Consider the following 26,514-nt stretch of genomic DNA (forward strand, 5'->3'; position numbering starts at 1 on the left):
AGATGGGGTCGCCAAAGTTACTGGGGTCTAATACACACTGGCTGAGCGCCTAGCCTTTGCGTGTGAATTGCAGCGCTATATGGCGGTGAATTCGCTTCGCTCAATGGCGTGAATGAACGTTGCGCGCTAATGGCGAGCTTGGGTGATGACGTGGCAGACACTGCCCGCTTCGCAGTCGCCTGGGTTGACATGCTGGCTCGCGTCGATGATGTGTTGCAGTTCTGTTTCAAGAAGTACAAGTTCTTGTTGGCGGCGGTGCACATCCGCAAGTTTTTTTGCGAGAAGGTTGGAGACGTGTTCGCACGGCACCTCACCAGCTTCTCTAACAGTGATGATGCTGCCAATTTCGGCCAATGTCAGACCAGCCGTCTGGGCAGACCGTATGAATCGCAGGCGCGATAGGGCCGCTTCGTTGTACCGGCGGTAACCGTTCCCCCCACGTTCGGCGGGATCCAACAGGCTGCGCCGCTCGTAAAACCGAATGGTCTGTGCGGTTACGCCGCTCGCGATGGCCAGGTCTTTAATCTGCATACTTCCATTCCAGCATTTGACCTTGCACTGCGGTGCAACGTTTACGGTAAAGGCATGGATATTGCGTTGCAGTACTTCGATGGGTGCCCGAACTGGAAAATCGCTGCTGAGCGGCTGGCGTTGATCGCGGCTGCATGCCCCGGCATCATCGTGACCCGGCAGTTGGTCGAGAATCTGGAAGACGCAGAGACAATCGGTTTTCGAGGTTCTCCGAGCATACTGGCGGGCGGAACAGACCTCTTTCCCGACCTATCGGCTTCGGTGGGGCTGGCCTGCCGCATCTACACAACCCCCACGGGATTGGCCGGTGCCCCAACGCTGGAGCAACTGCGCGATGCGATCGCCTCAGCACGAGTGGCATGAGTGGCATGAGTGAGGAATTGTCAATGCCTGGTGAATACTGACCCCGTGGCGTCGTTTGAATTCTGACCCCTCCGTGGTTTACGAGTACCGAGGTGGGGAGGTCTACTCGTCGTGTGCGTAGATCCTTCATCAGGCGGTTCACGCGAGTGACGCTAACTTCTCGTTGGTAGGCGGTCTTGGTCCGGGCGTCACGCCGAGGAATGACGTAGCGGTCGACGAGTGCGCCAGCTGAGATGACACCGATTGCTAGGGCTGTCCGGTTAGCGTCTTGCTGAATACGACTGGCGAATCATAATTTTCAATCACGTTTGATCCATATCGATCTGGAGCCGATGGCTTCGATGACCCCGGCAATATCCATTCCCAGGACCTGAGGTCGCGGCCAGAATAAGCCGACGCCGACGACGGCGAGCAACCCCAGCCCCTTTGGCACGTCCCGGCTACGGGCTCGGCGGTCGGCGGCGCTCACCGTACTTGCCTCGACTCTGACGAGCACCTCGTTCCGACGGGGCGACGGCCTTGCAACATTCTCGACGTGAACAATGTCCGGTCCGCCGAACCGGCGATACACAGCTGCCGACATAGACGTGTCAGCGGATGTCGGCCGGCCTGAATCAGGGGAGGCGCCATTCCTGCAGATTCGATATATCGTTACGGCGGTCATGAGCGGGATCATGGCGGAGTGGCTGAGAGACATCATGGTCTCCGTCGTGATCAGTCCATAAAGGTATGGGCCGAGGAGGATGACGGCAGGAATGAACATTGCTGTCGACATCTCCCCGATCACTCGCCGGCGGTGACGTTTAAGGATCATGTAGGTGACCATCGGTATGGTCATGTTGGAAGCCATGACGAAGTTCGACAAGATCGGTAGCTGGCTCCACGGATCGCTCGCTCCAGCGGCGTGCATGATGAGGTCGTACACCGGGTCGAGGGTGAACATTCCTACGTACATCAAAACGATCATCAGGCCGAGATGCGCTGCGTGATGAAGATATTGACGCCAGGTTCGTCCGCGAGCCGACGTTGCGTGCAAAGGGGTCGATGTTCGCGCGTGATGATTGCGTCCTGGGTTGTATTGCATGAGTTATCTCGATTTCGTAGGTGTTGGAAACACAATTCGGCCACAGCGCGCCTCCGAGTCAAGGCGCTGACTGTTCTCAGGCGCGGAGGCGGCGGCGTTCGCGCGTCTTCCGGATCAATCGGGCTACGGATCCGACAGCGACCGCGAGCAGGATGCTGAGAAGCAGGAATATCGTCGGGCGCAGCTGAGCCTTCGTCGGCGCGCCTTGAATCGCGACGCGGTCGAGGGGATACTCGAGCATCTTGCCGACCGAGTCCACGACGGCGCCGCTTGTCGTCCTCCCTAGCTGTTGGAAGGCGCCATCAAGCCCACCGGGCGTGCCTTGTCCGAGTTGCCCGGCCACTAGAATCTCGCCCTTGGCGTCTTCGAGCAGTGCGGTACGGACGACCAAGCCATGCTTGGTGGCGACGGTTCCCGTTTGGGAGCGTGCGGTCGCTGAGGCCGTTTGGGAGTACAGATACACCTCGAGAAGGGCACCGGCATCGATTTCTCCGACTCCATCGCGAAGCTCCACGCCGACTGCCGGTCGGGCCCACGGATAAGCGGAGTTCATCAGGACGCCAACATCCTCGATGCCGAACGCTTGTTCTGGCATGCTCACCGGTCCATCAAGGGACCAGCCTGGGAAATCGATTATCTCGCCAACGCGGTTTGCCTCCTCGCCAACAACGCCCGGATCATCAACCTCGGCCAGATCGACATGCGCCGGCACCGCAACGACCAAGCACGCGCCCACGAGACCTACTGGGAGTAAAACCGGAGGCGGCCCGGGCACAAAGCCCGGGCCGCTACCACCTCGTCAGTACTCCGCTACCAGGTGCCTGGACTAGCGCTACCAACTCGGGCTACTCGCCAGGTGCCGCCGCTTCCGCCAGCCGCTCGGAAGAATTTCTACAATTATGGCGCCCAGCTCACCGGAAGAAAGCTCCGGCCTAAACAAGCCGGTGCTCCTGGACCCAGGCGAGCACGTCCCGAACGTCATACCGCACATGCCGGTTCTTGTTGCCTAGTTTGTCGGCTTCACCGCCTGGTCTAGGCGCCATCGATCTTCTCTCCTGCTCGTCCGAAGAGGGCTAGAGGTGAGAGTTTAGGAGCGGTAGTGGGCACCGGCCAGGGTGGGGATCTGATCGGCGGGGTCTTCCGCCCCCGCCGGGGTCTCGTCGGCGGGCACCAATCCTGCGTCGATAGTGTCGTCGGTGTTCAGGCGTACCAGCTGGTCGCGGGTGAACCCGAAGAACCAGGTGGCGAAGAATCCCACGGTGTAGGCGACGATCAGGCCGCAAGCGGAGCCGAGTGCGGCGGCGCCCCAGCCCTGGCTGCCCTGGAGCAGTGGGAACAGCGAGACGTCACTGGCGCCGATGGCGATCGCGCCGACGGTGTAGCCGAGCTGATCGAATAGGCCGATTACTGCGCCGCCGAATGCGCCGCCGATGCAGGCGGTGATGAAGGGACGGCCCAGCGGCAGGGTGACGCCGTAGATGAGTGGCTCGCCAACGCCGAGGAATCCTGCGGGCAGTGCACTCTTGATGGTACGTCCGATGCTGGTGTTGCGGCGGAGCCTGAAGAACACGGCGATGGCGGCACCGATTTGGCCGGCGCCGCCCATGGCCAGGACCGGCAGCAGGGTGGTGTAACCGACCTGTTCGATCAGGGTGGTGTGGATTGGGGTGAGTGTTTGGTGCAACCCGGTCATCACCAACGGCAGGAACAGCCCGCCGAGGACGAAGCCAGCGAAGACACCCGCAGTGCTCAGCAGCCAGGTGGCGCCGATACCGATCTGGATAGACACCCAGCCGGCGGCCGGCATCAGGAGGAACAGGGCGGCGAGGCCGGCGATCAGCACGGTCAACGTGGGCACGATGAACAAGGCGAGCACGTCGGGCGCCCATCTGCGGGCCCACCGCTCGACGTACGCGCCCAGGATGGCGGCGGCCATGGCGCCGAGAACCCCTCCCTGGCCGGGGGCCAGTTGCTGACCCCAGACGACGATGTTTGCAACTCCAGGAGCCACGATGATTCCCCCGATGACGCCGCCGATGATGGGTGTGCCGCCGAACTCTTTGGCAGCGTTCATCGCAACGAACACGGCGAGTAGGGCGAAGAACCCGCTGGCCATGACGCTGAAGATCGGAGACAGGGTGGCCAACCACGGAACCTGGCCGCTTGTGGCCAGGTTGGTCAGGATTCCGTTGATGCCGGCGATGAGTCCGCAGGCGATCAGTGCGGGGATCAGTGGGACGAAGATGTTGGAGATGCGCCTCAGAGCGTTCTTGACCGGGGTGTTGTTGCGCTGCTTGTTCTGTTGCCGGATGGCCGCACCTTTGTCGGCCAGCTGAGCGGCCGAGGAGGCAGCCGACCCTTCCGCGCGGGCGGCGCTGAGGGCCGACTCCACGTCGATGGCCACCCGGTCGACCAGACCCGGGCCCAGCACGATCTGGCAGTTATCGCCGGGCAGCGCGGCGAGCACCCCGGCGATCGCACGCAGTGCGGCGACATCGACTCGATCCTGGTCACGGACGCCGACACGCAATCGGGTCATACATTTCTCGACGTCGATGATGTTCTCGGCGCCGCCCAGACCAATGAGCAACTGGTCTGCGATGACTCGTGAGTCGGCCATGACTGATGTCCTTTCGAGCAAAGTGCGGGGTTGCAAGGGGCTCCTAGCGGGATGGAGAACCCGGGCTACAAAATTATGTCGTGATATGAAAATAGCTTTCACAGACTTAGGAGTCAAGAGGTAATTACTTTCACCTCTTATCTGCGTTGTTGACGGCATGTTTCGACAATCCCCAGGCTGAAATCTCTGCTGCGCTGCTGCGCACTGGTTACCGGGGAGATCAGGTGTGGCTCTGATGCACTCAAACGAGTGGACCACTTTGCAGCTGATGTAGTTATTTTGAAACCGTAAGTTGTAGTCCCTCGGTAACGGAGCCAGGCAGGCCACGACCCTGTCGGAACCACACGGGTGCGCCGTATGTGGCGGGTAACGCCTGTGCGACCGTACCTATCGTGAGGACGGCGGTGGCCGAAGTGTTCGGAGCGACAATAGCTGGCCGGAGCCGACCCACGGAAGAGTCAGGAGCCTCAAAAAAACTGCGTAATCCCGTGTTCGCTGAATCAATCTCGCTGACGTGGCTATCCGCACAATTGCCGCGATCCTCGGCAGAAGCAGGAATACGGCTGGGCTCTTTCGTAGAATTGCGTGTAACGCGTGCGCCACAGGGTCCGAGTTTTCGCTCGACTCTTAGAAGCTGCTGCCGCCCGTTATGGGCACTACGGCGCCTGAAATGTAGAACGCTTCGGGTGAGGCTAGGAAAACGTAGGCGGCGGCAAGTTCGGCTGTTTGTCCTGCCTGGCCCAGTGGGGTTTCCCGACCGAAAGTGGACAGCTTGTCTGGCCATGAAGCTGCGGGGATAAGCGGCGTCCAGATTGGCCCGTGCGCGACTGTGTTGACCCGTGCGCGACTGTGTTGACCCGTGCGCGACTGCGTTGACCCGAACCCCGGCTGGGCCTAATTCTTGGGCGAGCGCCTGTGTGAACGCTACGAGTGCGGCTTTGGTCATGGCATAGTCGATCAACGCCTGTGCGGGGCTCGATGCCGGGATTGATGACGTGGAGATGATCGATGCTCCCGGCCAGAGGTGCGGGATGGCGGTGCGCGCGATCCACAGAGTCGCATAAAGATTGGTTTTGAAGACCCGGTCGAATTCTGTCGTGGACAGGTTTTCTGGACCGTTCCGGTTTTTTTGGTAGGCGGCGTTGAGCACCAGGATATCCAAGCCGCCGAGGGTTGCCACGGTATCCTTTACGAGATTGACGCAGCGGGTTTCCTCGCGGATGTCGCCCGGGATGAGCAGGACGGTGCGGCCGGCGGCCCGGATCTGCTCTTCCGTGAATTCGGCATCCGTCTGTTCGTCAGGCAGGTTGGAGATCGCAATATCGGCACCATCTTTGGCGTAGGCGATGGCCACGGCCCGGCCGATGCCGGAGTCGCCGCCTGTGATGAGTGCCCGCCTCCCGACGAGTTTTCCGGCGCCGTGATAGGTGTCTTCGCCACGATCCGGGCGGGGCTTAGTCGCCTCGGTCAGGCCGGGTTGACTCTGTTCCTGTTTTGGGTTGCCGCCGGTGATGTATTTCGTCCTCGGGTCGTCGTTTTGGTTCGTCATGATGTGACTCTCTATCGAAAAGCAGCGGGTGTTGCCGGTTGAGGCGGCACGGCTGACCGCCGCCTGCTGATTTCTTTGAGCCGGTGAGTTATCAGCGGAGACGGGCGGCCTTGGTCGTTCGCGCGCGGAAGCCTCCGCTGATCTGCACGAGGGCAGGGAGCTGTAAGCCGAGGAGATTATCAAAAGAAAAGAGCACCTCGTCGACAATCCGGCTGGCTTCCCGAGGTGAGACTCCTCGGCGGCAGGTGATGGCGATCTTCAGCGCTGACTGGTTCTTGACGCGATAGGTGGAGACGTGGGAGGCAACGAGTTCCGGTCGGTTCGTAAGAGCATCCTGGATGGCGTGCTCGGCCACTTTCGACTCAATGGCAACCGCGCCACTGCTGGTTCTTCCGTTCAGCGTGACGAGTCGGCCGGTGTGGCCGTGGCCTTGACGCAGGCTGAAGGTGACCAGCACCGCGATGAGCAGCGCTCCAGCGGCGAGGACGATGAGCCATAACCAGCTGCCGTTGACCGGGACCAGGGATTCGGGCAATGGGGTGGCCTGCAGCCACCGGTTTGCCTTATCGATGCCGACACGAGTTGCGTTCGTCCAGCTGTCGCGGACGAGCGGAACAAGTGCCACCAGGACCAGGGTCGCGCCACCGATCAAGACGAGGATTCCGACCAGGAAAACAAAGACGCGGTTGAGGATGCGATTGGTGGAGTTCATCCCCCCACCCTCCCCGTGGAGACAACAATGACTTTCGCGTGAAGGGAACGCAGCAATCTAAAAGCCTCAATCTGCTCGCGCACGGCCGTGAGCACCGCCTGCTGATCGATCGCAGTTCCAGAAGTAGGAGTGAGGTGCACGGTTGCGCTACGGGGGGTCACGGTGACCCGCGCGTTATCTGGGGTCAACCCAGCAACGCGGGCCGCTTCACGAGCCAACGCGGATGCGATCACCTCGTTGTCGACGATGGTCGCGGCCCGGTCGGTCTCGAGCAGATGGCGAGATCGCCGGCCAGGAGTGACGGCCACGACAAGGAGAAGCAGCCCGATGAGGGCGCCGGTGAGGCCCAGCCCGCCCACGAGCACGGGCGGTGCAGAGGAGGCGCCCGCGACCGCGCCCGCCATACCCGCGGGGGCCGTGAGGAGCCCCGGCCGGCCGAGCAGGTTCAGCACGATCTCGATCATGAGCCAGAGGCAGGCGGCGATGGCCAGGATGGCGAGAGTGATCGCTGCGACCGAACGCGGCGAGTAAAGCTCGCGACGGCTGATCCGTTGGTAGGTGGAACGATACTTGGTCATTGCACGCGGTCCTCTGGTCGAATGTCGGCATCGGTGAGCCGCACGGTCACCCGGGACAGGGTAGAACCGGTCAACTCGCCCACCTGATAATGAATGTGCTGCCTGGCGTGCTCGGCCCGCTCCAGAATCGTGCCCCCGGTGCGAGTCACGATGGAGGGATCCCGGTGCACACGGGTGAGCGCAACGACCCGGATGGGGGCGCTGACCGTGAGGGCGAGGTTGCCCTGATCATCGGTGAGCTCGGCACCGACCGCCGAGGGGTCAACGCCCAGAGCGTCCGCCGCGACCGCACACACTAGCCGATTCAAAGCTCGGGTCGAGACGGTGGTCCAGCCGTTTTTGAGCGTCGTCGGCGAGAGCGTATGACGGGCCGCTGTTTCGGAACTTAGGGTTGTCATGACGACGAACGCTTGCCCCGGAATGCGTCAACCAGGTTCGCAACGCTCAGCTTTCCGTCCATAATCCGCCCGACGATCGCGCCGACCGCCATGGCCGCGGCCACGAACACGAATGGCCAAAAGCCAAGGACCAGCCACGTCAGAGCAAGCACGGCTCCGAACACGGCCCCCGTTTTCGCCAAAGTGCTCACTGAACCCGAGCCTCGGACTTCTCGTCCTTGTCGTCGGCCGGCAGATACACGTCGTTGATGTTCACGTTCACCTCGGTGACCTCCATTCCAACCAGGTCTTCGATCACACGGATCACGGCAGACCGCACCCGCTCGGCCACATCCTGCAGGGCCACGGGGTACTCCGCGACAATGGTTACGTCGGCCGCGACCTGAGTTTCTCCGACCTCCACGTTGATGCCCTGGCTCACGTCCGAGGTGTTCAGGGCATCGCGGATGGCACCGAGCGCCCGGGCGGCTCCGCCGCCAAGGGCGTGCACACCGCTGACCTCACGGGCTGCAATGCCGGCGATCTTTGCCACCACAGCGTCGTTGATCACGGTCTTGCCGCGGCCGGGGGTCGTCGAGGCGGAGTTCGGTGCGGTGGAAAGAGTAGGTCTGGTGAGATCTGCCATGGGAGGCTCCTTGTTCGTGGCCCCTGAACGGGGCGTATTTGCACTAGTTATTATGTAGACGCATGCCACGACGCGTTCGTCACACCCGGTGCTACAGTTCCCAGCGAATCGAGGGGCAACCATTCCAGATAGCAAGAGCAGGGCACTGCTGGCCCACGCCGACGACCGCACCTTGGTGGACCGCGCTGTTGACGGAGACGTTCGAGCATTCGAAGTGATTGTGCGACGGTACGGCCCGTAGGTACGCGCCTACGCGACCCGCATCCTGGGCTGCAGCCACGATGCAGACGATGTCGTACAGGACACGTTCATCACGGCATGGGCGAAGCTATCGACCTTGAAAGATTCTGCGCTGGTAAAAAGTTGGCTGATGCGCATCGCCAGCCACAAGAGCATTGATCGAATCCGCGCACGGCGGCAGAACTCCAACCTCGACGACGTCGGCGTGCCTGCATCGGAGGACCATTCACCGACGCAGATAAGGGAGGCGCGTTCGTGTAACGAGGCACTCTCCCAAGTCTTGTCCGCCCTTCCGGAGGATCAACGACGATGCTGGGAGCTGAGAGAGTTTGGGGACTACCGTTATTCCGAGATCGCTGAGGAACTCGACTTGCCCCTTTCTACCGTTCGCGGGCTGCTTGCTCGCGCCCGCAAAACTTTGATTCGCGAGATGGAGGCCTGGCGGTGACGACTCGGAAACGTCCGCCCCCCCCCCCGGCCTGGTACGTGTCAAATGATGAACCTGACCTCCTTGATGGCCACACCATTGACGAACTCAGCGACTACCTCGACCGAGGCAAGATGCCCACCGACCCGTCGATCGACACATCGGCTGCATGCCAGATGGCGATGGCCTCCGTTAAGCGCCTGCGCGGCGCAATGAGCACGCTGCTCCGGGATGAGGCAGAAGAGCAACCGGCTCGAGACGACAACTGGGTCACCGCCATCCTGGACAGGATCGTGCTCGACGTCCGGTCCGGGCGCGACATCCCCATCTCGCACCCGTCGCCGAACGCGCAACTTTTCGTCACCGAGGGAGCTGTCCGCGGACTCGTTCGCGCGGCAGGCGATACCGTCGACAACCTCATCGTGGGTCGATGCCGGCTTGACGGGGACCTCACTGCGCTGGGAGCTCCGATCACGGTCACGATCGATGCCAGCGTCTACAAGGGTGAGAACATTCCCGCCCTTGCCGACAAGTTGCGAGACACGCTCGTCGGCGCGCTACGCACCCACACCGAGCTCGCCATCGCGGGCATCGACGTGATCATTCGCGACATCTACCTCATTAAGCCAGAGCACGGCGAAGAAGAAGCAACACCATGACGAATGCCGCCGAGCTCGCAGAGAATCTCGAAGCTATCGTAAGGTCTGTCCCGGGGGTGACAGCCTTGTACCCGACCACGCCGATCGTCGTCACGATTGTCGGGTCTGTTGTCGATGCCCTTACGCAGCGGGAAAAGGCACCGAAACTAGTTACCGTGACGACGGGAATGGCCAGGCTGAGCGTGACCGCGAGAATCGGCGTCGCCGACGCAGCGTCATCCACCGAGGTGTGCCGACGCGTGCATGACACGATCGCCGCGAATCCCGCCATTTTGGCGCTTGCCCCCATCAACACCATCTCTGTGACGGTTGCCAGCATCGGCTAGAAGTACGGCCATTTTCCGCCGAGCGTGACGAAACGGCCGGTAGCTGCGTCTTTGAGGTGTGGCACTCTTGCGCTCGGTTCGTATCGTAACGCGCCCCTTAACTTAGGACAGGCGCAACACACGAAGTGACCCTGCCGACCAATCGGCGCGACCCAACCCTGGAGGTTGACATGCAAAACGAATTCACCAGCGCCCTCGCAGTCGGGCTGGCTACTCTCATGGACTTTGTCCCGAAGCTTCTGTTGTTCCTGGTCATTTTGATCGTCGGCTTGATCGTGGCGAAGCTGATCTCCAAGGCGCTGGCGAAGCTGCTCGAAAAGGTGGACTTTGACCGCGTTGTGGAGCGCGGCGGTGTGAAAAAGGCCTTGGCCAGCTCGTCCATGGACGCGTCGGACATCATCGCAAAGATTCTGTAGTACACGCTGGTGTTGTTCGTTTTACAGTTCGCATTCGGAGTATTCGGGCCCAACCCGGTCAGTGATCTGCTCGCCGGGATCATCGCTTTCCTGCCGAAGATCATCGTGGCAATCATCATCATCGTCATCGCCGCGGCCGTTGCCGCGGGCGTGAAGACCCTCATCCAGGGCACCCTCGGCGGGCTGTCCTAAGGCAAGGTCCTCGCCAACATCGCAGGCGTTATTATCATCTTGGGCGCTGACGGCGGCCTGATCAAGCCCATGCAGGCCCGCTGGGAGTCCTACCTCGTCAAAGCCGAGGAAGAAGCCCCGAAGATGAAAGAACAGGCCGAGCAGACGAAGAACAAGACGCAGAACAGCATGAATTCCGCCATCACCGGCAGCACCCGCCGCACGAACATCGGGCGCTAGCAGACCGGCCCCGCGTGAGTATTACTCGATGGGTGTCCGGTTTGGAATTGGCGGCGCTTAATTCTGAACTGGTCACCCGGGTGGCCGAGCACATCCTCAGCCATTGGAAAGATGGCCTATCCTCGCTCCATCCATCGCACTGGTGGATCCCTGCCCCACTGCGGCCACAGCGCTATAGGCAGGTCCAAACGCCACACCTCCCGCGAACGGTGGACCCTTCGGTGGCCAACACCTCGAAGCCCTCGCCATTCATGTGAACCGTGTCGATGCCAAGGTGGACCAGGATCCCGGTCCCCGACGTGGACTGGATGACGAAGGCGTGCGGCTCGACCCGGACGAGGTTGCCACTCACCGGCGCACGAGCCGTCACGGGGCCGATTTCCGGGGAGGGTTGAATGCCACTCCCCCGCCGACGATTTCCTGGGCGAACACGGGGTCGGGAACATCGCCGAGCGAAACCACGGTGCCGCGCAGGGGGCTGAGGATGTTTTCGGGCATGGCTGTATCTCCTGGAGTGTGACGTGCGGGGAACTGCAGACGAATCGAGAGTTGTTATGGTCGTCAGCGATGCACGCCCGTGCCACACGATGCGACCCGCGGCAGCGGGTGACGGTTCGCTCAGGGTGACGTGATGGCGGTGCGGACGTCGCCGTGAGCCTGTTCGAGGCGAGCGGTGGCCGTGGGGAAATCAGTGTCGGTGAGCAGCATGACCACGGCGGTCTTGGCATGTCCGCCGGCCTGATCGATTGCAGCGGCGGCGGTATCCGGATCCGCCCCGGTGGCGTCGCTGACGATGCGGCGGGCCCGGTCGACCAATTTGGCGTTCGTGGGTTGGACGTCGACCATCAGGTTGTGGAAGACCTTTCCGGTGCGGATCATGCTGGCGGTGGAGAGCATGTTGCACACCAGCTTTTGCGCCGACCCTGCCTTCAGCCGGGTAGAGCCGGTCAGGACCTCGGGTCCGGTGTCGACCTCGATGGCGACATCGGCGTGTCTGCTGATCTCCGCGCCGAGATTGCAGGCGACGGAGACGGTGGCCGCCCCAACGCTTCGGGCATGGTCCAGACCGCCGATGACATAGGGGGTTCGGCCGCTGGCGGCGATGCCGACGACCACGTCAGCGACGGTAAGTCCGACTGCCCGCAGGTCGTTCACCGCGAGGTCGGGATCATCTTCGGCACCTTCGACGGCCTGGAGGAACGCACGCTCCCCGCCGGCGATAAGCCCGAGGACTTCCCCGGGGTCGGTACCGAACGTCGGTGGGCATTCGACGGCGTCCAGCACCCCAAGTCGGCCGCTGGTGCCGGCACCTAGGTAGATCAGCCGTCCGCCGCGGCGGCGGGCGCCCACAATCGCATTTACTGCGTTCTCGATCGCCGGTAGTGCCGCCGCCACCGCAACCGGGACTGTGCGGTCCTCTTGGTTCATCACGGTGAGCAGGTCCGCGACGGACATCGTGTCCAAGTCAGTGGTGCGGTCATTCGCGGTCTCGGTGCCCAATGTGGCGAGTGCCATGGTGTTGTCCCTGTTCCTGGTGTTGTTGAAGCTATTCATGGTTGTTTGTTTCGTCCCGGATGAGAGGTGACGGCGGCGTAGGTGCGTTCCAGCGCGGCTCGGGCCCCGGGCAGCGTTTGTGCGACGCCGACAAAGATGGCGTCGACGAGCAGGAGCTGCCCAGTGCGGCTGGCCATCGCTGCGGAACGGAAGCCAAACTCTCGACCCGCGGTGACCAAGACGTGTTCGCCGTGGGCCGCCAATCGGGAGCGGGCGGCGCCAGTGATGGCCGCCGTGCCGGCGCCGGTCGACCGGGCCGATTGCAGTGGGGCGACGGTGCCGGGGTTCTCTCCCGAGTGGGAAACGCCGATGGCCAGGTCGGCGGGGCCGAGCAGCGAAGCGCTGACCATTGCCGCGTCGTGTTCGGTGTATGCCCGGGCGACCAGTCCGACCCGGTTCAATTTCGCAGTTAGATCCTCCGCGACCAGGCCAGACGCGCCGATGCCATACACGTCGATCCGGCGAGCGGCCCGGATCAAATCGATCACTTTCTCCAGGGCGACGGGATCGACGAGTTCGGCGGTAGCGCGGAGCTGTTCAGACTCGAACGCGGCCAGCTTGGTCAACACCACGCCGATCCGGTCGCCGTCGGCGATGTCGGCGCCCACCGGGACACCACCGTCGTGGTTCGCACCGCCCTGCGCAGCCAGCGCGAGCCGGAGCTGCGGGTATCCGTCAAAACCGAGACGCCGCGCGGTGCGGACCACGCTCGCGGTGCTCGTCGACGCGCATTCGGCGAGTTCGTTGACTGTCAGAGCCGACGCCGCCGTGGTGTCAGACAGCAGGACCCGCCCGATCCGGCCCTCCGCCGGGGTCAGGCCAGGCAACATCGCCCGGAGCCTCGCGACCACATCCGACGGAGCCGGAGTGGTTGGTCCGATGAGCTCACGCCTAGCATCGGTCGCGACGCCACGATCAGGAGCATGCCTGTAGTCCTTCTTGGGTGTCATGGGCGCCCTCCTCCCCTCGGGTTGCAGTCTCGGGGCCATCCCGAGCCTGTAACAAAGTTACACTTTTTTGAACCGATGATGTCAAGAGTTTCTATGGTTTCTCCCATGACGGATTGGCTGCAAAGCAGATCCGCGTACCTCCTCAGCAGCCTCTGGAAGCCCGGTCCCAGCGCGCGATGACAGAAGCACGCGCCAAGAATGCGCTCATCGCAGCGCTCGAGCCGCCGCGTCGCGATCATGCTCCGCGCAGCCCCTCCAGTTTTTCGTCGCAAGGCGGTGAAGGTGGAACGCACGCCCCAGTGCTCAGGGGCTACCCGCGAACCGAGCAGACAGCGGACCGCTGATGCGCGCGCCGACTCACGACAAGCCCGCGGATCACCCGGACAGCCAAGCGGAGTGACTTGATTTCTCTTTGCTCCGTCAAACGATTTATGCGGATACGGCGCAGGAACGCCTTGCAGGGTCCAATCGCGCAACGGGCGTGCGCGGCGCACCTCGTAGTGAGCGCAAATCACGAGGATCCGCCCGATCACAGGAGGTCAAGTCCCATGGCACTTCACACCCAACACTCCCTGTCACGTTTCATCGCCTCGGAGCCACAGCAATCCGTCACCGAGAGCGGCGACACCCGCTTCTACGTGCGAATCGGACAGCCGCACTTCCGCCGCGAAGAAAGCGGCGACTTCACCATGCTCGAGCCGAGCTTCCACGACCTCGTCGCCTACCGCGCCACCGCTTACCGCGCGGTCGCCCGGTTCGCGAAGGGCGACAGCTTCGTGCCCTGAGACCTGCGACTCTTGGACGCAGTACATCGGACGAGAGGCCATCGCTCTTCTGAGCGAGGACGGCCTTTGCTCGGACGGCACTGCCGGGTCGCTGGTCGACGCCTCCACCGTGGAGAACCAGCCCGGGGGCGGTTTCGCGGGGAACGAGGCTGGCAACTATGCCGGCATGACTCAGCATGTGTGCGGACCGCTAGCCGGTAGCGGCAACTCGAACGACGATGTCTTCCTGAATCTTGGGCGCGACTACCCGGATACCGGGCGATTCCGAATCGTGCTCTGGGACATCGGCGGCGTGGAGCCCATCCCGCACGGAACGACTTTGTGCACGATGGGTGAAATCACGCTGTACGAGGGCGTCGCCCAGGTCGAGCTGGAATTCGCCGGTCAGGTCGAAATCTACGAATAGGCACCCGTCGGCGCTCCCCTACACCCTGCTCTCGACCGCCCTCTCACTGGCCCCTGGCGATGTAGATTTCAGGGGTCAATGTGTTGAGGTGCCGCCACCCCGGCGGGAGCGTCCTAGGGGAAACTCCTACGGGACCTCCTCCTCGGAACCGGACTGCGCGGCCCACTCTGGCAGGAGTCGCATTTGGCCCATCCGTAAGGAAATCCCGCTCACACGTGTCCCAGTGGTCGCTCGGTAAGTTCCTGGCCGTCCTTCACCGATATGTTGCGAGACGCGGGACCGAATGGACGCGCAACGAAGCATTGCCCGAAACTCAGACCTAGACCGGAGTCTAGAGCAGAGCTGGGTGGCATCCGATCAAAAAGAAAGGCCCAGTGACCGACAGAATTCCTGGTCAAAGGGCCTTTATGTGTAGCGGGAGCGGGAATTGAACCCGCGACACCACGATTATGAGCCGTGTGCTCTAACCAACTGAGCTACCCCGCCACGACCTGTCGGCTGCAAGAGCTTCCAAGCCAGAGCCCCCTGTGGGAATCGGACCCACTACCTCTTCCTTACCAAGGAAGTGCTCTACCAATGAGCTAAGGGGGCGAAGCATCCGTGTGAACGAAAACCAAGCCAAATTTTGGCAACCGGTAAATATTATCACCAAGTCGGCCGGCTCGATGACCGTGGGGCGGAATCGGGCACCGAAACCCCCGGCAGCGCCCACGCGGTGAAGCTCGGCCCGTCCGTTTCCAGACGGATGCGCCCGCCCGCCACGCTGACGGCGGCGTCGCCCAGGAGCCGGGTCGGCTCTCCTGCCACGGCCCCGAGCGGCAGTGTCACCGCGCACGCGGCGCGGGCCGCGACCAACAGCACCGACTCCTCCGCACACTCGCGCACGTAGACGAGCACATCCGCGCCCACGAGCACCCAGCGCATCCCGCCGCCGTTCAGGGCCGGGTGGGCGGTACGCAAGCGGATCAGCGCCGCGTACAGGTCGATTGTGGCCGCCACCTCGGTGTCGCCCGCCGTATCCCACGGCATGGGCGTGCGCGAGCCCTCGCCGTCGTCGCCGGCCAGGCCGAATTCGTCGCCGGCGAAGACCACCGGGATGCCCGGCAGGGTCGCGCTCAGCCCGAAGGCGACGGCCACTCCCCCGTCGATCGCATGGGTGCGGAACCTTGGAGTGTCGTGCGTGTCGAGAGCGTTCATGGTGGCCAGGCGAGTGCGCCAGGGGTAGCCGGCCGTGAACCGGAGGTGAGCGTCCACGAACGCCCGCCCGTCGGTCAGCGGGATGGTGCCGTAGGGCAGCCCGAAGAACGTCGAGGGGCTGTGCGGTTTCGAGAGCCAGCTCCACACCGGTCGGGTGAAGGTCGTATAGGTCATCGCGCCGTGCCAGCCGTCACCCTGGAAGTCGTCCGAGGCATCATTGGTCGATTCGCCGAGCAGGATGGTGTTGGGATTCTCCGCGATCATGGTGCGACGGATGGTCTGCCGCACCAGGGCGTTCAGGTCCTCTCCCTGCAGGCGGCCGGTCATGTTCGCCACATCGATGCGCCAGCCGTCGAGGTGGTACGGGGCCCGCAGCCACTTCGCCACCACCGACTGCGGCCCCTCGATGAACCGGCGGCGCAGCTCGATCGAGGACCAGTTGAACTTCGGCAGGCTGGGCACGTCGAGCCAGGACGCGTAGTCCTCGTGCCGGTCGTCGAGCCAGTAGTAGAAGGCGCTCTCGACGGCACCCGGGGTGCGGTGCGCCGCCCGGAACCACTCGTGCCGGTTGCCGGAGTGGTTCGAGGTGAGGTCGCCGATCACCTTGAAGCCCCGCTCGTGGGCAGCCTCGACCAGCCGCACGAGGGCAGCGTCGCCGCCCAGTGCCGGGTCGACCACGTCGAAGCTCCGCGCGTCGTAGCGGTGGCTTGAGCCGGCCGGGAACACGGGCGTCAGGTAGAGCAGGGTGACGCCGAGCCGTTCGAGGTGGTCCAGGTGCACGACGATGCCGTCGAGGTCCCCACCGTAGAACTGGTGCGAACGGGTCGGTTGCTCCGCCGCCACCGGGTCGCCCCACGCCGCGGGCACAGCCCAGGCCGGCTTCTCGCGCAGCGCGGCGGCCGTGGAACGCCCGAAACGATCCGGGAAGATCTGGTACATCACGGTCGACGCGGCCCAGTCCGGCGGTGCCGGATGGCTGAGCAGCTTGAAGTCCTCCGCGTCGACGGTCTCGAAGGAATGCGCCCCGGCGGCGTTCAGCCACCAGTGCCCGCCGTCGGCCCGGTTGATCAGGAACCGGTAGCCGTTGACCGGGTTCAGGATCTCGACCTCGGCCTCCCACCACCGCCAGCCCTCCGCCGCGCCGAGCAGGCGGGCCTCGTGGAAGCGCGGTTCCCGGTCGGGCGTCGAACGCACGTGCACGGATGCGACGGCGCCCCACGCCTCCGGCACCCGCACCCGCACGCCGACCGCGTCGCCCGGCCGCGGCGCCTGGTCGGAAACGTACAGGGCCGACCCGTCGTGGTGCGGGAGCATGCGTGCCCTACTTCACCGATCCGGCGGTCAGGCCACCGACGATGTACTTCTGCAGCCAGAGGAACAGGGCCATCACGGGCAGGGCCGCGAGCACGGCGCCGGCCGCGAAGACCGAGTAGTTGGTGGAGAATTTCTGAGACACGAACTGGTAGAGGCCCACCGCGAGGGTCTGATTCTCCGGGCTGATCAGCACGATGCTCGCGATGACGAACTCGTTCGTCGTGCCGATGAAGGAGAGGAGGCCGACGACCGCCAAAATGGGTGCGACCAGTCGCAGGATGATCGTGAAGAAGATGCGAGCGTGACCAGCACCGTCCAACTTGGCGGCCTCGTCGATCGAAGCGGGAATCGTGTTGAAAAATCCGTACATCAGGTAGGTGTTCACCCCAAGAGCCCCGCCGAGGTAGACCATGATCAGGCCGACCTGCGAGTCCAGTCCGATCGCCGGGAAGATATCAGAGATGCCGTTGAGCAGGAGGAATATCGCGACGACAGCCAACAGTTGGGGAAACATCTGCAACAGTACGAGCGTGAGCAGTCCCCCCCGGCGACCGAAAAAACGCATACGGGAGAAGGAATACGCCGCAAGGGCCCCCAAAAACACCGTGCCGATCGAGGTGATCACTCCGATGATCAGGGTATTGCCGTACCAGGCGGCGTATGGCTGTTGGGGCAGGTTGAAGAGCGTCACAAAGCTGCCGAGGCTCACCTCGCTGAATAGCCCATTTGCCGTGATCAGGGTGCCACCGGGTTGCAGCGCTGCCGAGAGCACGTAGACAAGGGGAAACGCCGAGAACACGGCCATGAACACGCCGATCAGGTGGCGCCATCCCGTTGCTCTGAACCAGCGCTTGAACTGGAATGACGACTTTCGCGCGACGATGCGGTCGCTTGCCTCCCGATTGTTGACCTGCATGTCAGTTCAGCTCCTCTAGTGCCTTGGTCTGCCTAAAGCTGATGATCGACACGATCGCGACCAGCAGGAAAATGATGATGGAGAACGCACTCGCCAATCCGTAGTCGCGGTTCGCACCGACGAAGGCGACCTTGTAGACCATCGAGATGAGGATGTCGGTCGCACCGACATTCACTCCCGCGGTAACGTCTCTCGGCCCGCCATTGGTGAGCATGTAGATGAGGTTGAAGTTGTTGAAGTTGAACGCGAACGACGAGATGAGCAGCGGGGCCACCGACACGAGCAGCAGCGGAAGCTTGATCAGCCGGAACACCTGCCAGGGCCGCGCCCCGTCGACCGTTGCTGCCTCCTGCAACTCGACGGGAATCGACTGAAGAGCACCCGTGCAGACCAGGAACATGTAGGGAAAGCCGAGCCACAGGTTCACGAAGATGATGCTGAATTTGGCCAGCCACTCGTTTGTGAGCCAGGGTATTTCCGCCCCGCCGAACAGCACCTGGTTGACGAAGCCGAACTGCGGGTTGAGCAGTCCCGCCCAGACCAGCGCGGACAGGAATGCCGGGAACGCGTAGGGAAGAATCAAGACGACGCGGTAGACGTTGCGTCCGCGCATCCGCAGGTCATTGAAGACCAGCGCCAGGAAGAGCCCGAGCGCGAACGTGGTGACGACAGAAAGGAAAGCGAAGGCGAAGGTCCACAGGGTCACGTTGATCAGCGGCCCCCGAATGGATTCCGTGCCGAACGCACGGGCAAAGTTATCGAATCCGACCTCAACCTTCCAACCGGGGCGCAGTTCGGTACCGTCCTCCGCGGCGAACGCCCCGACCGTGCCGTCCTCGGCGTAGACGACGTTCGTCGTGGTGTTCGTCATCGTTCTCGCGGCCTCGTCGTAGACCAGATCGGACAGGTAGAGATAGGCCTTTGAGCCGTCCGGGGTGCGGAGCACCCCCTCGTTCGGGTCGTCGGTGAGCGGCACCGAGAGGGCCGCGATGACCTCTTGATTGGCAGCGATGTCGCTGAACTTGAGCGAGGTGTAGCCGGGAAGTGCGGTGGCGACGCCGTCGGCATCCGTCTCGGCATCGGTGACTTCACGCAGGGGCGCGTCGGCGCTGCCGACGCTGATCCGGCCGTCAGGGTCGGTGACGAGGAGGCTGTAGGCACCCAATTGCTCGATCACGGTGATGTCATACGCGACCGAGTCCGGCACTCGTTGCTGCGCGGAGGCGATGAGTGATGCGACCGCGTCCGCCCTGGTGCTGTTGTGCCCGGTGCCGTAGTTCGTGAACGCGATGTAGCCGGAATAGCCCACAACAAAGATCTGGAAGATCACGAGGAAGATCAGGCCGGGGGTGAGGTACTTGGCCGGCAGAGCGTTTTTGCTGAAGTAGATCCAGTTGACGATCAGGGTGACTGCCAGAACGAGTCCGAAGACGACCCAGTCCTGTTTCAGGAAGAGCACAAAGAGGGCGTAGACGCTGATTGCGTCGACGATACCGAGGAGCAGAATTTTCACCAGGAGAATCTTGATCCCGACGGACGCCGCGTCGGCAATTCGTCCCGCCCGCTTGGATTGCCTCCACTGGGTGACCAGCGAGTTGTCGCGCACGGTGCGATCGCGACCTGTTCGTGGGGTGGGCATCTTCGTCCGTTCTCTGGCGCCTGCCGGCAACCTTGCCTGATGTGCGGTGAGGGAGCACGCTGTGCCCGGCCCCCTGATGGAGCCGGGCACACGGTGTTACTTCGCGATGGCGCCCTGGATTTCGCCGGTCATCTTCTGCCACAGCGCTGCCGGGTCACCCTCGCCCGCGATGATCGCGGCCTCGGTCACGCCCCAGAACTGCCAGACCTTGCCCATTTGCGGGATGTTCGGCATCGGAACGGCGGTTGCTCCGACCGTACCGAAACCGGCGGTGATCGGGTCGGCGGCAGCTGCCTTGAAGGCGCTGGTCAGCGCGGGCGGGCGCCCGCCGACCTCGTAGAGCGCGGTCTGCACCTCTTCGGAGCCGATGTAGTTCACCAGGAACTCATTGGCAGCGAGAGCGTTCTTGGTCTTCGCACTCACGAAGAAGCCCTGCACGCCGACAAACGGCTGGGCAGGGTTGCTGCTGGCGGTCGGGATCGGGTCGATCGCGACGTCGATGCCGGCCTTCTGGGCATCCGGGACATTCCACGGACCGGAGAGGAAGAACGGCGATGCGCCGGCGTTGAACTTCTCTTTGGCGATGTCGTTGGTGATGTTCACGCTGAGGTGCCCTGCGGCGCCTTCGGATGCGAGCCAGGCCGCGTAGGCCTCTCCACCGGCGTTGCCGATCGAGAGGTCTTCGGCGTTATAGCTGCCGTCGGAGTTGGTGCCGAACACGGGGGCGCCGAACGAGGTCTGGAACGGGTACAGGTGATACGGGTCCGATTCCGGTCCAACGGGCACGAGGAACGGGAACTCAGTGCCGGCGGCGGTGCCGGCGGCGACCATGTCCGCGTACGTCGCCGGCGCGGTCGGCGCCAGGGCCGTGTTGCGGAGGAGGGCGATGTTCTCGATCGAGTATGGGACACCGTAGGTCTTGCCCTCGAAGGTCATCGCGGTGACGGCGACCGGCTGGAAGTCAGCGGTCGTATCGCCGAGTTCAACGGGCTTGAGCACGCCGTTCGAGACGAGGTTCCCGATCCAGTCGTGGGCGCCGATCGTGATGTCGGGGCCCTTGCCGGTCGGAACCTGGGCGATGAACTCTTCCTGGATCTTGGGGAAGTCCTTCTGGATGAGTTTTACCTTGACGCCGGATTCCTTCGTGAATGCCGCCGCCGCGTCTTTGAGGACCGTGCCGCGGTCGGCATCGACCCAAACCGTCAAGGTGTTGGCGGCGGCTTTATCGCCCTCGCCACCCTGCGGGGAGGCCCCGCCGGAGCATCCGGACAATGCGAGGGACGCTGCGACCACTACTGCGCCGGCAGCGACGAGACCTTTCATGTTCACCATCATTGGTGTGCCTTTCTCAGGACATTGAAAATTTATGCAAGCGTTTACATTTATAGCAAGTATCGGAACCATTGACAACTGAAATAGTCGGATCTGAATCTTGAGCAGGTGATGCGCACAGCCCGCAGACCTGCAAGCGCTTCCATAGTCACGAAAATGCCGTAGGGTTTCTTTTCATGACAGGCTCAGAGTGGTGGCGAACCGCAGTTATCTATCAGATCTATCCTCGGTCCTTTGCGGACGCCAACGGTGACGGGATGGGCGATCTAACCGGCATCACCAATCGTCTCCCTGCTCTCCGGGCTCTCGGGATAGACGCCATCTGGCTCTCGCCGTTCTACACGTCACCGCAGAACGACGCTGGTTACGACGTGGCCGATTATTGCGATGTCGACCCTCTCTTCGGCACGCTCGATGACTTCGACACCCTGCAGCACACGGCACACGAGCTGGGCATCCGCGTGATCGTTGACCTCGTGCCAAACCACTCCTCAAGTGAGCATCCATGGTTCAAAGCTGCCCTCGCCGCAGCCGAGGGCAGTGAGGAGCGCGCGCATTACATCTTCCGTGATGGCCAGGGCGAACACGGCGACCTTCCCCCGAACAACTGGGATTCCGTCTTCGGCGGCAATGCCTGGACCCGCGTCACGAACCCGGACGGCACTCCCGGCCAGTGGTACCTGCACCTCTTCGACACCACACAACCCGACTTCGACTGGGACAACGAATGGGTGAAGGCGCAATTCCGCGATGTGCTCCGGTTCTGGCTCGACCGCGGGGCGGACGGTTTTCGGGTGGACGTCGCGCACGGCATGATCAAAGCGACCGGTCTTCCCGACTACACGCCTCCGGTCGCGGGCGGCAGCATGGGCGGTGCCTCGACGGAGGGGCCAGGCATCATCACCGAGTGGCCCGAAACCGCGCCCTACTGGGCCCAGAACGGTGTGCACGAGATCTACCGCGACTGGCGCCTCATCCTCGACGAGTACCCGGGCGACCGCATCCTCGCGGCCGAGGCCTGGGTCGATCCGCTCAGCCACGTCGCCGAATGGGTGCGCCCCGACGAGATGCACCAGGCCTTCAACTTCGCCTACCTCGAGACGGCTTGGGCCGGCCCGGCCCTCCGCCGCGTCATCGACGATTCCCTCGCTGCGTTCGGCGCAGTTGGTGCCCCGAGCACCTGGGTGCTCTCCAACCACGACGTCGTGCGCCACGCCTCTCGGCTCGCGCTCAACCACGAGAACCTGCAGGGCCACGGTATCGGGCCGACGACGCCCGACCTGCCCGACAGCGTGATCGGCCTGCACCGGGCCCGGGCCGCCTCGGCGCTCATGCTCGCGCTGCCCGGCTCCAGCTACCTCTACCAGGGCGAGGAACTGGGTCTACCCGAGGTCATCCACCTGCCCGACTCCGCACGCGAAGACCCCACCTGGTTTCGCACCAACGGAGAGCGCTACGGCCGTGACGGATGCCGCGTGCCGCTCCCCTGGGAAGCCGCCGCTCCCTCCTACGGCTTCGGCCCCTCGGCCGAGAGCTGGCTGCCGCAGCCGGACGAGTGGGCGGGCCTCGCCCGCGACGCGCAGGTCGGCGTCGCCGGCTCCACCCTTGAGTTGTACACGCTGGCCCTGGGCCTGCGCCGGGAGCACGCCCTCGGGCTGGGCTCGGTGGAGTGGCTGGACGGCCACGCTGACGAGATCGTGGCGCTGCGCAACGGCGCGGTGACGGTCGTCGCGAACACGGGCGCGGAATCCGTGCCTCTGCCTGCCGGCGAACTCCTCCTCGCCAGCGGCCCGCTGCCCGGCAACACGCTCCCCGGCGACACCACCGTCTGGCTGCGCGCCTAGCCCCCACCCTCGGGGCGTTTGCCCAAACGAATTCGACGGAGATTCTGCCCGAAACGGCCGGTTTAGAACTCAAAACCCAGTTCTAGAGCAAAATCTCCGTCGAATTCGTTCGGGGCACGGGGCAGAACGGCGCTCGAAGGCGACGGATGCCGCGTGCTCCGGCGACGCGATCAGTGACCCCGCAGCGCCGCCATGGGACAATCGAAGGGCGTCGCCTGAACGGGGAGCGCATAGAAGGAGTAGCAGTGACCGGCACGGGGATCGACAGCGGAACCGAACACGGAACCGAACCGGGACTCGGCACCGACCCCAACACCGACCCCGAAGCCGACCAGGCGGCCCCGACGCGCGGGGATCTCGCCGAACCTCGCGAGCTCACGACAGAACTGACCCGGTTCATGCTGGCATACAAGTTCGCGACCGACGAGATGATGACGAAGATCAACATCTTGAAGGAGGAGTTCGCCTCCATCCACGACTACAGCCCGATCGAGCACGTCAACTCTCGGCTAAAGACGCCCGACGGGATCCTGAAGAAGGCCGTCCGCAAGGGCTGCCCGCTCGTCCTCGACGACATTCGCGCCCAGATCCAAGACATCGCCGGCATCCGCATCACCTGCAGCTTCATCTCGGACACGTACCGCATTCTCGACATGCTCACCAGCCAACTCGACGTCACGGTGCTCGAGGTCAAGGACTACATCGCCGCCCCGAAGCCGAACGGTTACAAGAGCCTGCACCTGATCGTCGACATCCCCGTCTTCCTGTCCGACCGGGTCGACGAGGTCACGGTCGAGATCCAGATCCGAACGGTCGCGATGGACTTCTGGGCGAGTCTCGAGCACAAGATCTATTACAAGTACCATGGGGCGGTTCCGGTGGATCTGGTGGGCGACCTCAAGCAGGCGGCGGATGCCGCCAATCGCCTCGACCTGAAAATGGAGGGCCTGCACGATCAGGTCCTGGCCATGGAGCCCGACGGCAGCGGAGAGACCCACCTGCTCGAGATCGCCGGGCTGTCGCAGCTGGCACTGCCAGAGGGCCTCCTCGCGGCCATCGGCCGCGCCCGGGCCGCCGAGTCCCCGCCCAAGTCCGCGCCAGTGACCGAGCCTGAGGACGAGGACGAGACCAAGGCCGAGGCGGCCGGCTAGTTCCAGCTGGCCTGTGTCGGGGTCGAACTAGTTCGTGTTGGCGTACAGCCAGACGAGCGGGTTGACCTTGGTGCCGTCCTTGCCGCCGACGCGGATCTCGAAGTGCAGGTGCGGGCCGGTGGACATTCCGGTGTCGCCGACCTGGCCGATGACCTGGCCGACCGTGATGACGTCGCCGGTCTTGAAGAGCATCGAGCCGTGGATCATGTGCGCGTAAACGCTGGAGACGAGCTCGCCGTCGATCATGTGGTCGATGATCATGTGCACGCCGAGGCTGCCTTCGCCGTCTTGGGCGTAGCGCACGACGCCGTCGGCGATCGACTGGATCGGCGCGCCGAGGCCCGGGTTGAAGTCCTGGCCGCCGTGGTTGGAGGAGCAGCCCGCACAGTCGCGGAAGCCGAACTCGTCACCGATGTGCACGCCCACCGAGAAGGGCCATTGCACGGTGCCGTTCGGGTTGTTCGTGAAGGTCGCTTCCATCCGGATGCCGCTGGCCGCTGCGACCTCGGCGATGGTCTTCGACTCGTAGCCGTCACGCTCGACCGAGATGGTGTCCGCTCCGCCGGTCATGGAGAGCGACTGGGCAGGTTCGCCCTGGGCGCTCAGCTTCGCGTTGTAGGCGGCGGCCTGCACATCGGCAGAGGACAGCAGCGCCTCGGCCGGCAGGGAGGTGGCCACGGCCATCAGGGCGACGAAGGCCATGGCGACCATCGTGACCCCCGTCGTGGCGAACTTACGCACCCGATTGGCGGGGGCCGTCGCGGTGGTGCGGGGCCGGGGTGCCGGCGTGGTGGCGGCGGCCGGGTGAACGGCGGGCGCCAGTCGCTCCCGGGCCGATGCGCGGCGGGGGCGGGAGGCGGGCTGTTCCGCGCGGCGCTGCGCCCGGGTGGGGAAGGGGATCTCCGTGGACGTCGTGACGGCGGAGCTGGCCGTCTGCAGCCGGTCCACGTCGGAGACCGGAGCGTCGGCGGCGGCCGGCGCGGCGATCAGGCGGTCCGAGTCAGCGATCGTCACGGACTCGAATTCGGGTTCAGCGAGGCGCGCGGCGACCAGAAGGTCGAGGTCCGGCGTCAACGGCCCGGCACCAGCGGGATCGGCGGCGGTCGGTGCGTCGGTGACCGCGGAGCCTGGAATGTCCAGCACTGGGACGGACATCCGCTCGCGCTCGCGCAGTTCGCGACGCGTGAGGGGCTTCGTTGCAGGGTCACTCACACCCGGCACCGAGGCAGCCGAGCTAGAGGAGTGAGGGAGCAAAGGATCGGTTCTTTCGGCGCATTGGACGGTTGAAGATAGTCGTCTTGGCCTCAACCAAAGTAACGAATCAGTACAGGCTACCGCCCGGAGGCCGGTTATCCCTACTCTTCGAAGCAGAATGACACCCGAAAAAGGGGCACTGCCTCCGTTTCCGGCGATCTCTCCGGGCCGCCACGAGCACGTCGGTCACCGGTGTTTCCGCGGCATCCGTCTCGTTCGAAGCGGTTCAGTCGCCTACGCTTCCGCGTCGGCCATGAAGTCATCGAAAAGTTTGGCCAGAAGGGGTTGGCAGACCCGATAAAGGTCGGGAGCCCCGGCAATGAGCAGGCCCATACCCTCGCGGTCGGCTCCGAAGCCACCGACTCGAGCGCCGGCCTCGCGCGCCACCAGCGCGCCGGCCGCGTGGTCCCAGGGGCTCAGCCCGCGCTCGTAATAGAGGTTCAACCGCCCGGCGGCAACCGAACACAGGTCGAGTGCGGCCGACCCGATGCGACGGATGTCCCGTACCTCGCCGATCAGGCCCCGCACGACGTCCGCCTGCCGCTCTCTTTCGGCCGCGCGATAGGAGAAACCGGTGCCCAGCAACGCCAGCGACAGCGGCACGTCCGTCGGCACCTGCAGCCGGTGGGCGCCGCCACGCCCCGTCACCTGCTGCCGCGGTGAACAGCTCGTCACCGGTCGGGTTGTAGACGGCGCCGGCCAGCGTGGTCCAGGTGGCCGGATCGGGGTCACCCTCGACGACGGCGATACTGACCGCCCAGACCGGAAAACCGTAGAGGTAGTTGACGGGGCCGTCGATCGGGTCCACGACCCAGGTCAGGCCGGATGTGCCGCGGGTGGCCGCCGACTCCTCGCCGAAGAAACCGTCATCGGGCCGGGCGTCGGCCAGGAGAGCCCGAATCAGCGACTCGGTTTCCCGGTCGGCCAGGGTCACGACGTCTTCCGGGGAGGACTTCGACGCGGCGACCTGCACCCCAACAGTTCTCCGCCGGGCAGCCAGTTGCCCCGCGGCGAGCGCGGTGTCCTGGGCGAGGCGAAGCAATCCGGCTGAGGCACGTGTGGTCATGGTGCAACGCTAAATGATGCGGAAGAGAGAGTGGCAAGTGAGGGATTCGAACCCCCGAAGTCTAAGACGGCTGATTTACAGTCAGATCCCTTTGGCCACTTGGGTAACTTGCCAGTACGCACCCGACCATATGCAAAACACGTGACCGGAGACGCTCAGTCAGAATA

Annotated in this window: 29 protein-coding genes, 3 tRNA genes and 3 pseudogenes; 11 read left to right on the forward strand and 24 right to left on the reverse strand. The window is 63.9% G+C overall.

Features of this window, described 5'->3' with window-relative positions; translation table 11 throughout:
• Positions 1 to 126: 126 nt before the first annotated feature.
• Positions 127 to 531, reverse strand: a complete 405-nt coding sequence (locus tag CXY81_RS08340; protein WP_104170431.1) for a heavy metal-responsive transcriptional regulator — start codon at positions 529 to 531, stop codon at positions 127 to 129.
• 54 nt (positions 532 to 585) lie between these two features.
• Between CXY81_RS08340 and CXY81_RS08345 the strand changes: the two genes are divergently transcribed.
• Positions 586 to 894 (forward strand): thioredoxin family protein, encoded by a 309-nt coding sequence (locus CXY81_RS08345; protein ID WP_104170432.1) that lies wholly within the window; start codon positions 586 to 588, stop codon positions 892 to 894.
• 298 nt (positions 895 to 1,192) lie between these two features.
• On the opposite strand, the gene CXY81_RS08350 is transcribed toward CXY81_RS08345, so the two are convergent.
• The 10 genes and pseudogenes from CXY81_RS08350 to CXY81_RS08395 all read right to left on the reverse strand — a co-directional run bounded on the left by CXY81_RS08350 (position 1,193) and on the right by CXY81_RS08395 (position 8,460).
• Positions 1,193 to 1,837: a hypothetical protein gene (locus CXY81_RS08350; RefSeq protein ID WP_134544081.1), complete on the reverse strand. Its 645-nt coding sequence runs from the start codon at positions 1,835 to 1,837 to the stop codon at positions 1,193 to 1,195.
• A gap of 217 nt (positions 1,838 to 2,054) precedes the next feature.
• Entirely contained in the window at positions 2,055 to 2,702 is a 648-nt protein-coding gene (locus CXY81_RS16080) for a hypothetical protein (protein WP_199183025.1), read from the reverse strand.
• A 363-nt stretch (positions 2,703 to 3,065) separates the two neighbouring features.
• Positions 3,066 to 4,598, reverse strand: coding sequence for a PTS transporter subunit EIIC (locus CXY81_RS08365; RefSeq protein ID WP_104194579.1), 1,533 nt, complete (start codon positions 4,596 to 4,598; stop codon positions 3,066 to 3,068).
• 627 nt (positions 4,599 to 5,225) lie between these two features.
• Complete coding sequence (locus CXY81_RS17490; RefSeq protein WP_369828366.1) at positions 5,226 to 5,411, reverse strand: SDR family oxidoreductase; 186 nt, start codon at positions 5,409 to 5,411, stop codon at positions 5,226 to 5,228.
• A gap of 22 nt (positions 5,412 to 5,433) precedes the next feature.
• Positions 5,434 to 6,147 (reverse strand): annotated as a pseudogene (locus CXY81_RS08370) (SDR family NAD(P)-dependent oxidoreductase); the annotation flags it as partial.
• A 91-nt stretch (positions 6,148 to 6,238) separates the two neighbouring features.
• The gene (locus CXY81_RS08375) at positions 6,239 to 6,859 is read right to left on the reverse strand and encodes a hypothetical protein (RefSeq protein WP_104194580.1); all 621 of its coding nucleotides are present in this window, start codon (positions 6,857 to 6,859) and stop codon (positions 6,239 to 6,241) included.
• Positions 6,856 to 7,437, reverse strand: coding sequence for a DUF6286 domain-containing protein (locus tag CXY81_RS08380; RefSeq protein WP_104194581.1), 582 nt, complete (start codon positions 7,435 to 7,437; stop codon positions 6,856 to 6,858). Before CXY81_RS08380 ends, CXY81_RS08375 begins: the two co-directional genes overlap by 4 nt.
• Complete coding sequence (locus CXY81_RS08385; protein WP_134544092.1) at positions 7,434 to 7,835, reverse strand: hypothetical protein; 402 nt, start codon at positions 7,833 to 7,835, stop codon at positions 7,434 to 7,436. The genes CXY81_RS08380 and CXY81_RS08385 overlap by 4 nt, the downstream gene beginning before the upstream one ends.
• A complete protein-coding gene (locus CXY81_RS08390) occupies positions 7,832 to 7,999 on the reverse strand; it encodes a DUF2273 domain-containing protein (protein WP_233194070.1) in 168 nt (55 codons plus the stop codon). Before CXY81_RS08390 ends, CXY81_RS08385 begins: the two co-directional genes overlap by 4 nt.
• Before the next feature lie 23 nt (positions 8,000 to 8,022).
• Positions 8,023 to 8,460, reverse strand: coding sequence for an Asp23/Gls24 family envelope stress response protein (locus tag CXY81_RS08395; protein ID WP_104170440.1), 438 nt, complete (start codon positions 8,458 to 8,460; stop codon positions 8,023 to 8,025).
• A 253-nt stretch (positions 8,461 to 8,713) separates the two neighbouring features.
• Here CXY81_RS08395 and CXY81_RS08400 point away from each other — a divergent pair.
• The 6 genes and pseudogenes from CXY81_RS08400 to CXY81_RS16660 form a co-directional block, all read left to right on the forward strand.
• Positions 8,714 to 9,148: pseudogene (locus CXY81_RS08400) on the forward strand (RNA polymerase sigma factor); the annotation flags it as partial.
• Between the two features lie 38 nt (positions 9,149 to 9,186).
• Complete coding sequence (locus tag CXY81_RS08405; RefSeq protein WP_199183026.1) at positions 9,187 to 9,786, forward strand: hypothetical protein; 600 nt, start codon at positions 9,187 to 9,189, stop codon at positions 9,784 to 9,786.
• Positions 9,783 to 10,112: a hypothetical protein gene (locus tag CXY81_RS08410; protein WP_104194584.1), complete on the forward strand. Its 330-nt coding sequence runs from the start codon at positions 9,783 to 9,785 to the stop codon at positions 10,110 to 10,112. Before CXY81_RS08405 ends, CXY81_RS08410 begins: the two co-directional genes overlap by 4 nt.
• Positions 10,113 to 10,237: 125 nt before the next feature.
• Positions 10,238 to 10,528, forward strand: a complete 291-nt coding sequence (locus tag CXY81_RS16650) for a hypothetical protein (RefSeq protein ID WP_199183027.1) — start codon at positions 10,238 to 10,240, stop codon at positions 10,526 to 10,528.
• Between the two features lie 9 nt (positions 10,529 to 10,537).
• Positions 10,538 to 10,720 (forward strand): hypothetical protein, encoded by a 183-nt coding sequence (locus tag CXY81_RS16655; RefSeq protein ID WP_199180911.1) that lies wholly within the window; start codon positions 10,538 to 10,540, stop codon positions 10,718 to 10,720.
• 39 nt (positions 10,721 to 10,759) lie between these two features.
• A complete protein-coding gene (locus CXY81_RS16660) occupies positions 10,760 to 10,939 on the forward strand; it encodes a hypothetical protein (protein WP_199183028.1) in 180 nt (59 codons plus the stop codon).
• Positions 10,940 to 11,111: 172 nt separating this feature from the next.
• Here CXY81_RS16660 and CXY81_RS17495 read toward each other — a convergent pair whose 3' ends face one another.
• The 4 genes from CXY81_RS17495 to CXY81_RS08430 form a co-directional block, all read right to left on the reverse strand.
• Positions 11,112 to 11,309 carry a PTS glucose transporter subunit IIA gene (locus CXY81_RS17495; RefSeq protein ID WP_158252034.1) on the reverse strand — a complete coding sequence of 66 codons (198 nt, stop codon included), beginning with the start codon at positions 11,307 to 11,309 and terminating at the stop codon, positions 11,112 to 11,114.
• Positions 11,306 to 11,437, reverse strand: coding sequence for a PTS glucose transporter subunit IIA (locus tag CXY81_RS16665; protein ID WP_134401013.1), 132 nt, complete (start codon positions 11,435 to 11,437; stop codon positions 11,306 to 11,308). The genes CXY81_RS17495 and CXY81_RS16665 overlap by 4 nt, the downstream gene beginning before the upstream one ends.
• A 120-nt stretch (positions 11,438 to 11,557) precedes the next feature.
• Positions 11,558 to 12,493, reverse strand: a complete 936-nt coding sequence (murQ, locus tag CXY81_RS08425; protein ID WP_199183029.1) for an N-acetylmuramic acid 6-phosphate etherase — start codon at positions 12,491 to 12,493, stop codon at positions 11,558 to 11,560.
• Entirely contained in the window at positions 12,490 to 13,482 is a 993-nt protein-coding gene (locus CXY81_RS08430) for a MurR/RpiR family transcriptional regulator (protein WP_369828361.1), read from the reverse strand. Before CXY81_RS08430 ends, murQ begins: the two co-directional genes overlap by 4 nt.
• A 509-nt stretch (positions 13,483 to 13,991) precedes the next feature.
• On the opposite strand from CXY81_RS08430, the gene CXY81_RS08435 reads away from it, so the two are divergent.
• The gene (locus tag CXY81_RS08435) at positions 13,992 to 14,228 is read left to right on the forward strand and encodes a hypothetical protein (protein WP_104170445.1); all 237 of its coding nucleotides are present in this window, start codon (positions 13,992 to 13,994) and stop codon (positions 14,226 to 14,228) included.
• A gap of 166 nt (positions 14,229 to 14,394) precedes the next feature.
• Positions 14,395 to 14,634, forward strand: coding sequence for a hypothetical protein (locus tag CXY81_RS08440; RefSeq protein WP_146067658.1), 240 nt, complete (start codon positions 14,395 to 14,397; stop codon positions 14,632 to 14,634).
• Positions 14,635 to 15,046: 412 nt separating this feature from the next.
• On the opposite strand, the gene CXY81_RS08445 is transcribed toward CXY81_RS08440, so the two are convergent.
• The 6 genes from CXY81_RS08445 to CXY81_RS08470 all read right to left on the reverse strand — a co-directional run bounded on the left by CXY81_RS08445 (position 15,047) and on the right by CXY81_RS08470 (position 21,035).
• Positions 15,047 to 15,120, reverse strand: a tRNA-Met gene (locus tag CXY81_RS08445).
• A gap of 33 nt (positions 15,121 to 15,153) precedes the next feature.
• A tRNA-Thr gene (locus CXY81_RS08450) sits at positions 15,154 to 15,225 on the reverse strand.
• A 54-nt stretch (positions 15,226 to 15,279) separates the two neighbouring features.
• Complete coding sequence (locus tag CXY81_RS08455; protein WP_104194587.1) at positions 15,280 to 17,145, reverse strand: glycoside hydrolase family 13 protein; 1,866 nt, start codon at positions 17,143 to 17,145, stop codon at positions 15,280 to 15,282.
• Positions 17,146 to 17,152: 7 nt separating this feature from the next.
• Positions 17,153 to 18,061: a sugar ABC transporter permease gene (locus CXY81_RS08460; RefSeq protein ID WP_104170448.1), complete on the reverse strand. Its 909-nt coding sequence runs from the start codon at positions 18,059 to 18,061 to the stop codon at positions 17,153 to 17,155.
• A gap of 1 nt (position 18,062) precedes the next feature.
• Positions 18,063 to 19,700 (reverse strand): ABC transporter permease subunit, encoded by a 1,638-nt coding sequence (locus tag CXY81_RS08465; RefSeq protein ID WP_104194588.1) that lies wholly within the window; start codon positions 19,698 to 19,700, stop codon positions 18,063 to 18,065.
• Positions 19,701 to 19,796: 96 nt separating this feature from the next.
• The gene (locus CXY81_RS08470; RefSeq protein WP_104194589.1) at positions 19,797 to 21,035 is read right to left on the reverse strand and encodes a maltose ABC transporter substrate-binding protein; all 1,239 of its coding nucleotides are present in this window, start codon (positions 21,033 to 21,035) and stop codon (positions 19,797 to 19,799) included.
• Positions 21,036 to 21,208: 173 nt separating this feature from the next.
• On the opposite strand from CXY81_RS08470, the gene CXY81_RS08475 reads away from it, so the two are divergent.
• Together CXY81_RS08475 and CXY81_RS08480 are read left to right on the forward strand one after the other, a co-directional pair.
• Complete coding sequence (locus tag CXY81_RS08475) at positions 21,209 to 22,876, forward strand: glycoside hydrolase family 13 protein (protein WP_104170451.1); 1,668 nt, start codon at positions 21,209 to 21,211, stop codon at positions 22,874 to 22,876.
• A gap of 245 nt (positions 22,877 to 23,121) precedes the next feature.
• Complete coding sequence (locus tag CXY81_RS08480) at positions 23,122 to 24,027, forward strand: GTP pyrophosphokinase family protein (protein ID WP_369828362.1); 906 nt, start codon at positions 23,122 to 23,124, stop codon at positions 24,025 to 24,027.
• Positions 24,028 to 24,054: 27 nt separating this feature from the next.
• Here CXY81_RS08480 and CXY81_RS08485 read toward each other — a convergent pair whose 3' ends face one another.
• The 3 genes and pseudogenes from CXY81_RS08485 to CXY81_RS08495 form a co-directional block, all read right to left on the reverse strand.
• On the reverse strand, positions 24,055 to 25,239 hold the full coding sequence (locus CXY81_RS08485) for a M23 family metallopeptidase (RefSeq protein WP_146067659.1): 1,185 nt from the start codon (positions 25,237 to 25,239) through the stop codon (positions 24,055 to 24,057).
• Between the two features lie 276 nt (positions 25,240 to 25,515).
• A pseudogene (locus tag CXY81_RS08490) lies at positions 25,516 to 26,347 on the reverse strand (inositol monophosphatase family protein).
• Between the two features lie 31 nt (positions 26,348 to 26,378).
• Positions 26,379 to 26,460 (reverse strand) — tRNA-Tyr (locus CXY81_RS08495).
• Positions 26,461 to 26,514 lie beyond the last annotated feature (54 nt).

It is taken from the genome of Cryobacterium sp. M25 (assembly GCF_002929635.1).
GTDB classification, from domain to species: domain Bacteria; phylum Actinomycetota; class Actinomycetes; order Actinomycetales; family Microbacteriaceae; genus Cryobacterium; species Cryobacterium sandaracinum.

Excerpts from the sequence above, each read along its gene's own strand:
- CXY81_RS08340 (WP_104170431.1), bottom strand. The coding sequence starts at position 531 with ATGCAGATTAAAGACCTGGCCATCGCGAGCGGCGTAACCGCACAGACC.
- CXY81_RS08345 (WP_104170432.1), top strand. The coding sequence starts at position 586 with ATGGATATTGCGTTGCAGTACTTCGATGGGTGCCCGAACTGGAAAATC.
- CXY81_RS08350 (WP_134544081.1), bottom strand. The coding sequence starts at position 1,837 with ATGTTCACCCTCGACCCGGTGTACGACCTCATCATGCACGCCGCTGGA.
- CXY81_RS08365 (WP_104194579.1), bottom strand. The coding sequence starts at position 4,598 with ATGGCCGACTCACGAGTCATCGCAGACCAGTTGCTCATTGGTCTGGGC.
- CXY81_RS08375 (WP_104194580.1), bottom strand. The coding sequence starts at position 6,859 with ATGAACTCCACCAATCGCATCCTCAACCGCGTCTTTGTTTTCCTGGTC.
- CXY81_RS08380 (WP_104194581.1), bottom strand. The coding sequence starts at position 7,437 with ATGACCAAGTATCGTTCCACCTACCAACGGATCAGCCGTCGCGAGCTT.
- CXY81_RS08385 (WP_134544092.1), bottom strand. The coding sequence starts at position 7,835 with ATGACAACCCTAAGTTCCGAAACAGCGGCCCGTCATACGCTCTCGCCG.
- CXY81_RS08395 (WP_104170440.1), bottom strand. The coding sequence starts at position 8,460 with ATGGCAGATCTCACCAGACCTACTCTTTCCACCGCACCGAACTCCGCC.
- CXY81_RS08410 (WP_104194584.1), top strand. The coding sequence starts at position 9,783 with ATGACGAATGCCGCCGAGCTCGCAGAGAATCTCGAAGCTATCGTAAGG.
- CXY81_RS16665 (WP_134401013.1), bottom strand. The coding sequence starts at position 11,437 with ATGCCCGAAAACATCCTCAGCCCCCTGCGCGGCACCGTGGTTTCGCTC.
- murQ (WP_199183029.1), bottom strand. The coding sequence starts at position 12,493 with ATGAATAGCTTCAACAACACCAGGAACAGGGACAACACCATGGCACTC.
- CXY81_RS08430 (WP_369828361.1), bottom strand. The coding sequence starts at position 13,482 with ATGGCCCCGAGACTGCAACCCGAGGGGAGGAGGGCGCCCATGACACCC.
- CXY81_RS08435 (WP_104170445.1), top strand. The coding sequence starts at position 13,992 with ATGGCACTTCACACCCAACACTCCCTGTCACGTTTCATCGCCTCGGAG.
- CXY81_RS08440 (WP_146067658.1), top strand. The coding sequence starts at position 14,395 with ATGACTCAGCATGTGTGCGGACCGCTAGCCGGTAGCGGCAACTCGAAC.
- CXY81_RS08455 (WP_104194587.1), bottom strand. The coding sequence starts at position 17,145 with ATGCTCCCGCACCACGACGGGTCGGCCCTGTACGTTTCCGACCAGGCG.
- CXY81_RS08460 (WP_104170448.1), bottom strand. The coding sequence starts at position 18,061 with ATGCAGGTCAACAATCGGGAGGCAAGCGACCGCATCGTCGCGCGAAAG.
- CXY81_RS08465 (WP_104194588.1), bottom strand. The coding sequence starts at position 19,700 with ATGCCCACCCCACGAACAGGTCGCGATCGCACCGTGCGCGACAACTCG.
- CXY81_RS08470 (WP_104194589.1), bottom strand. The coding sequence starts at position 21,035 with ATGATGGTGAACATGAAAGGTCTCGTCGCTGCCGGCGCAGTAGTGGTC.
- CXY81_RS08475 (WP_104170451.1), top strand. The coding sequence starts at position 21,209 with ATGACAGGCTCAGAGTGGTGGCGAACCGCAGTTATCTATCAGATCTAT.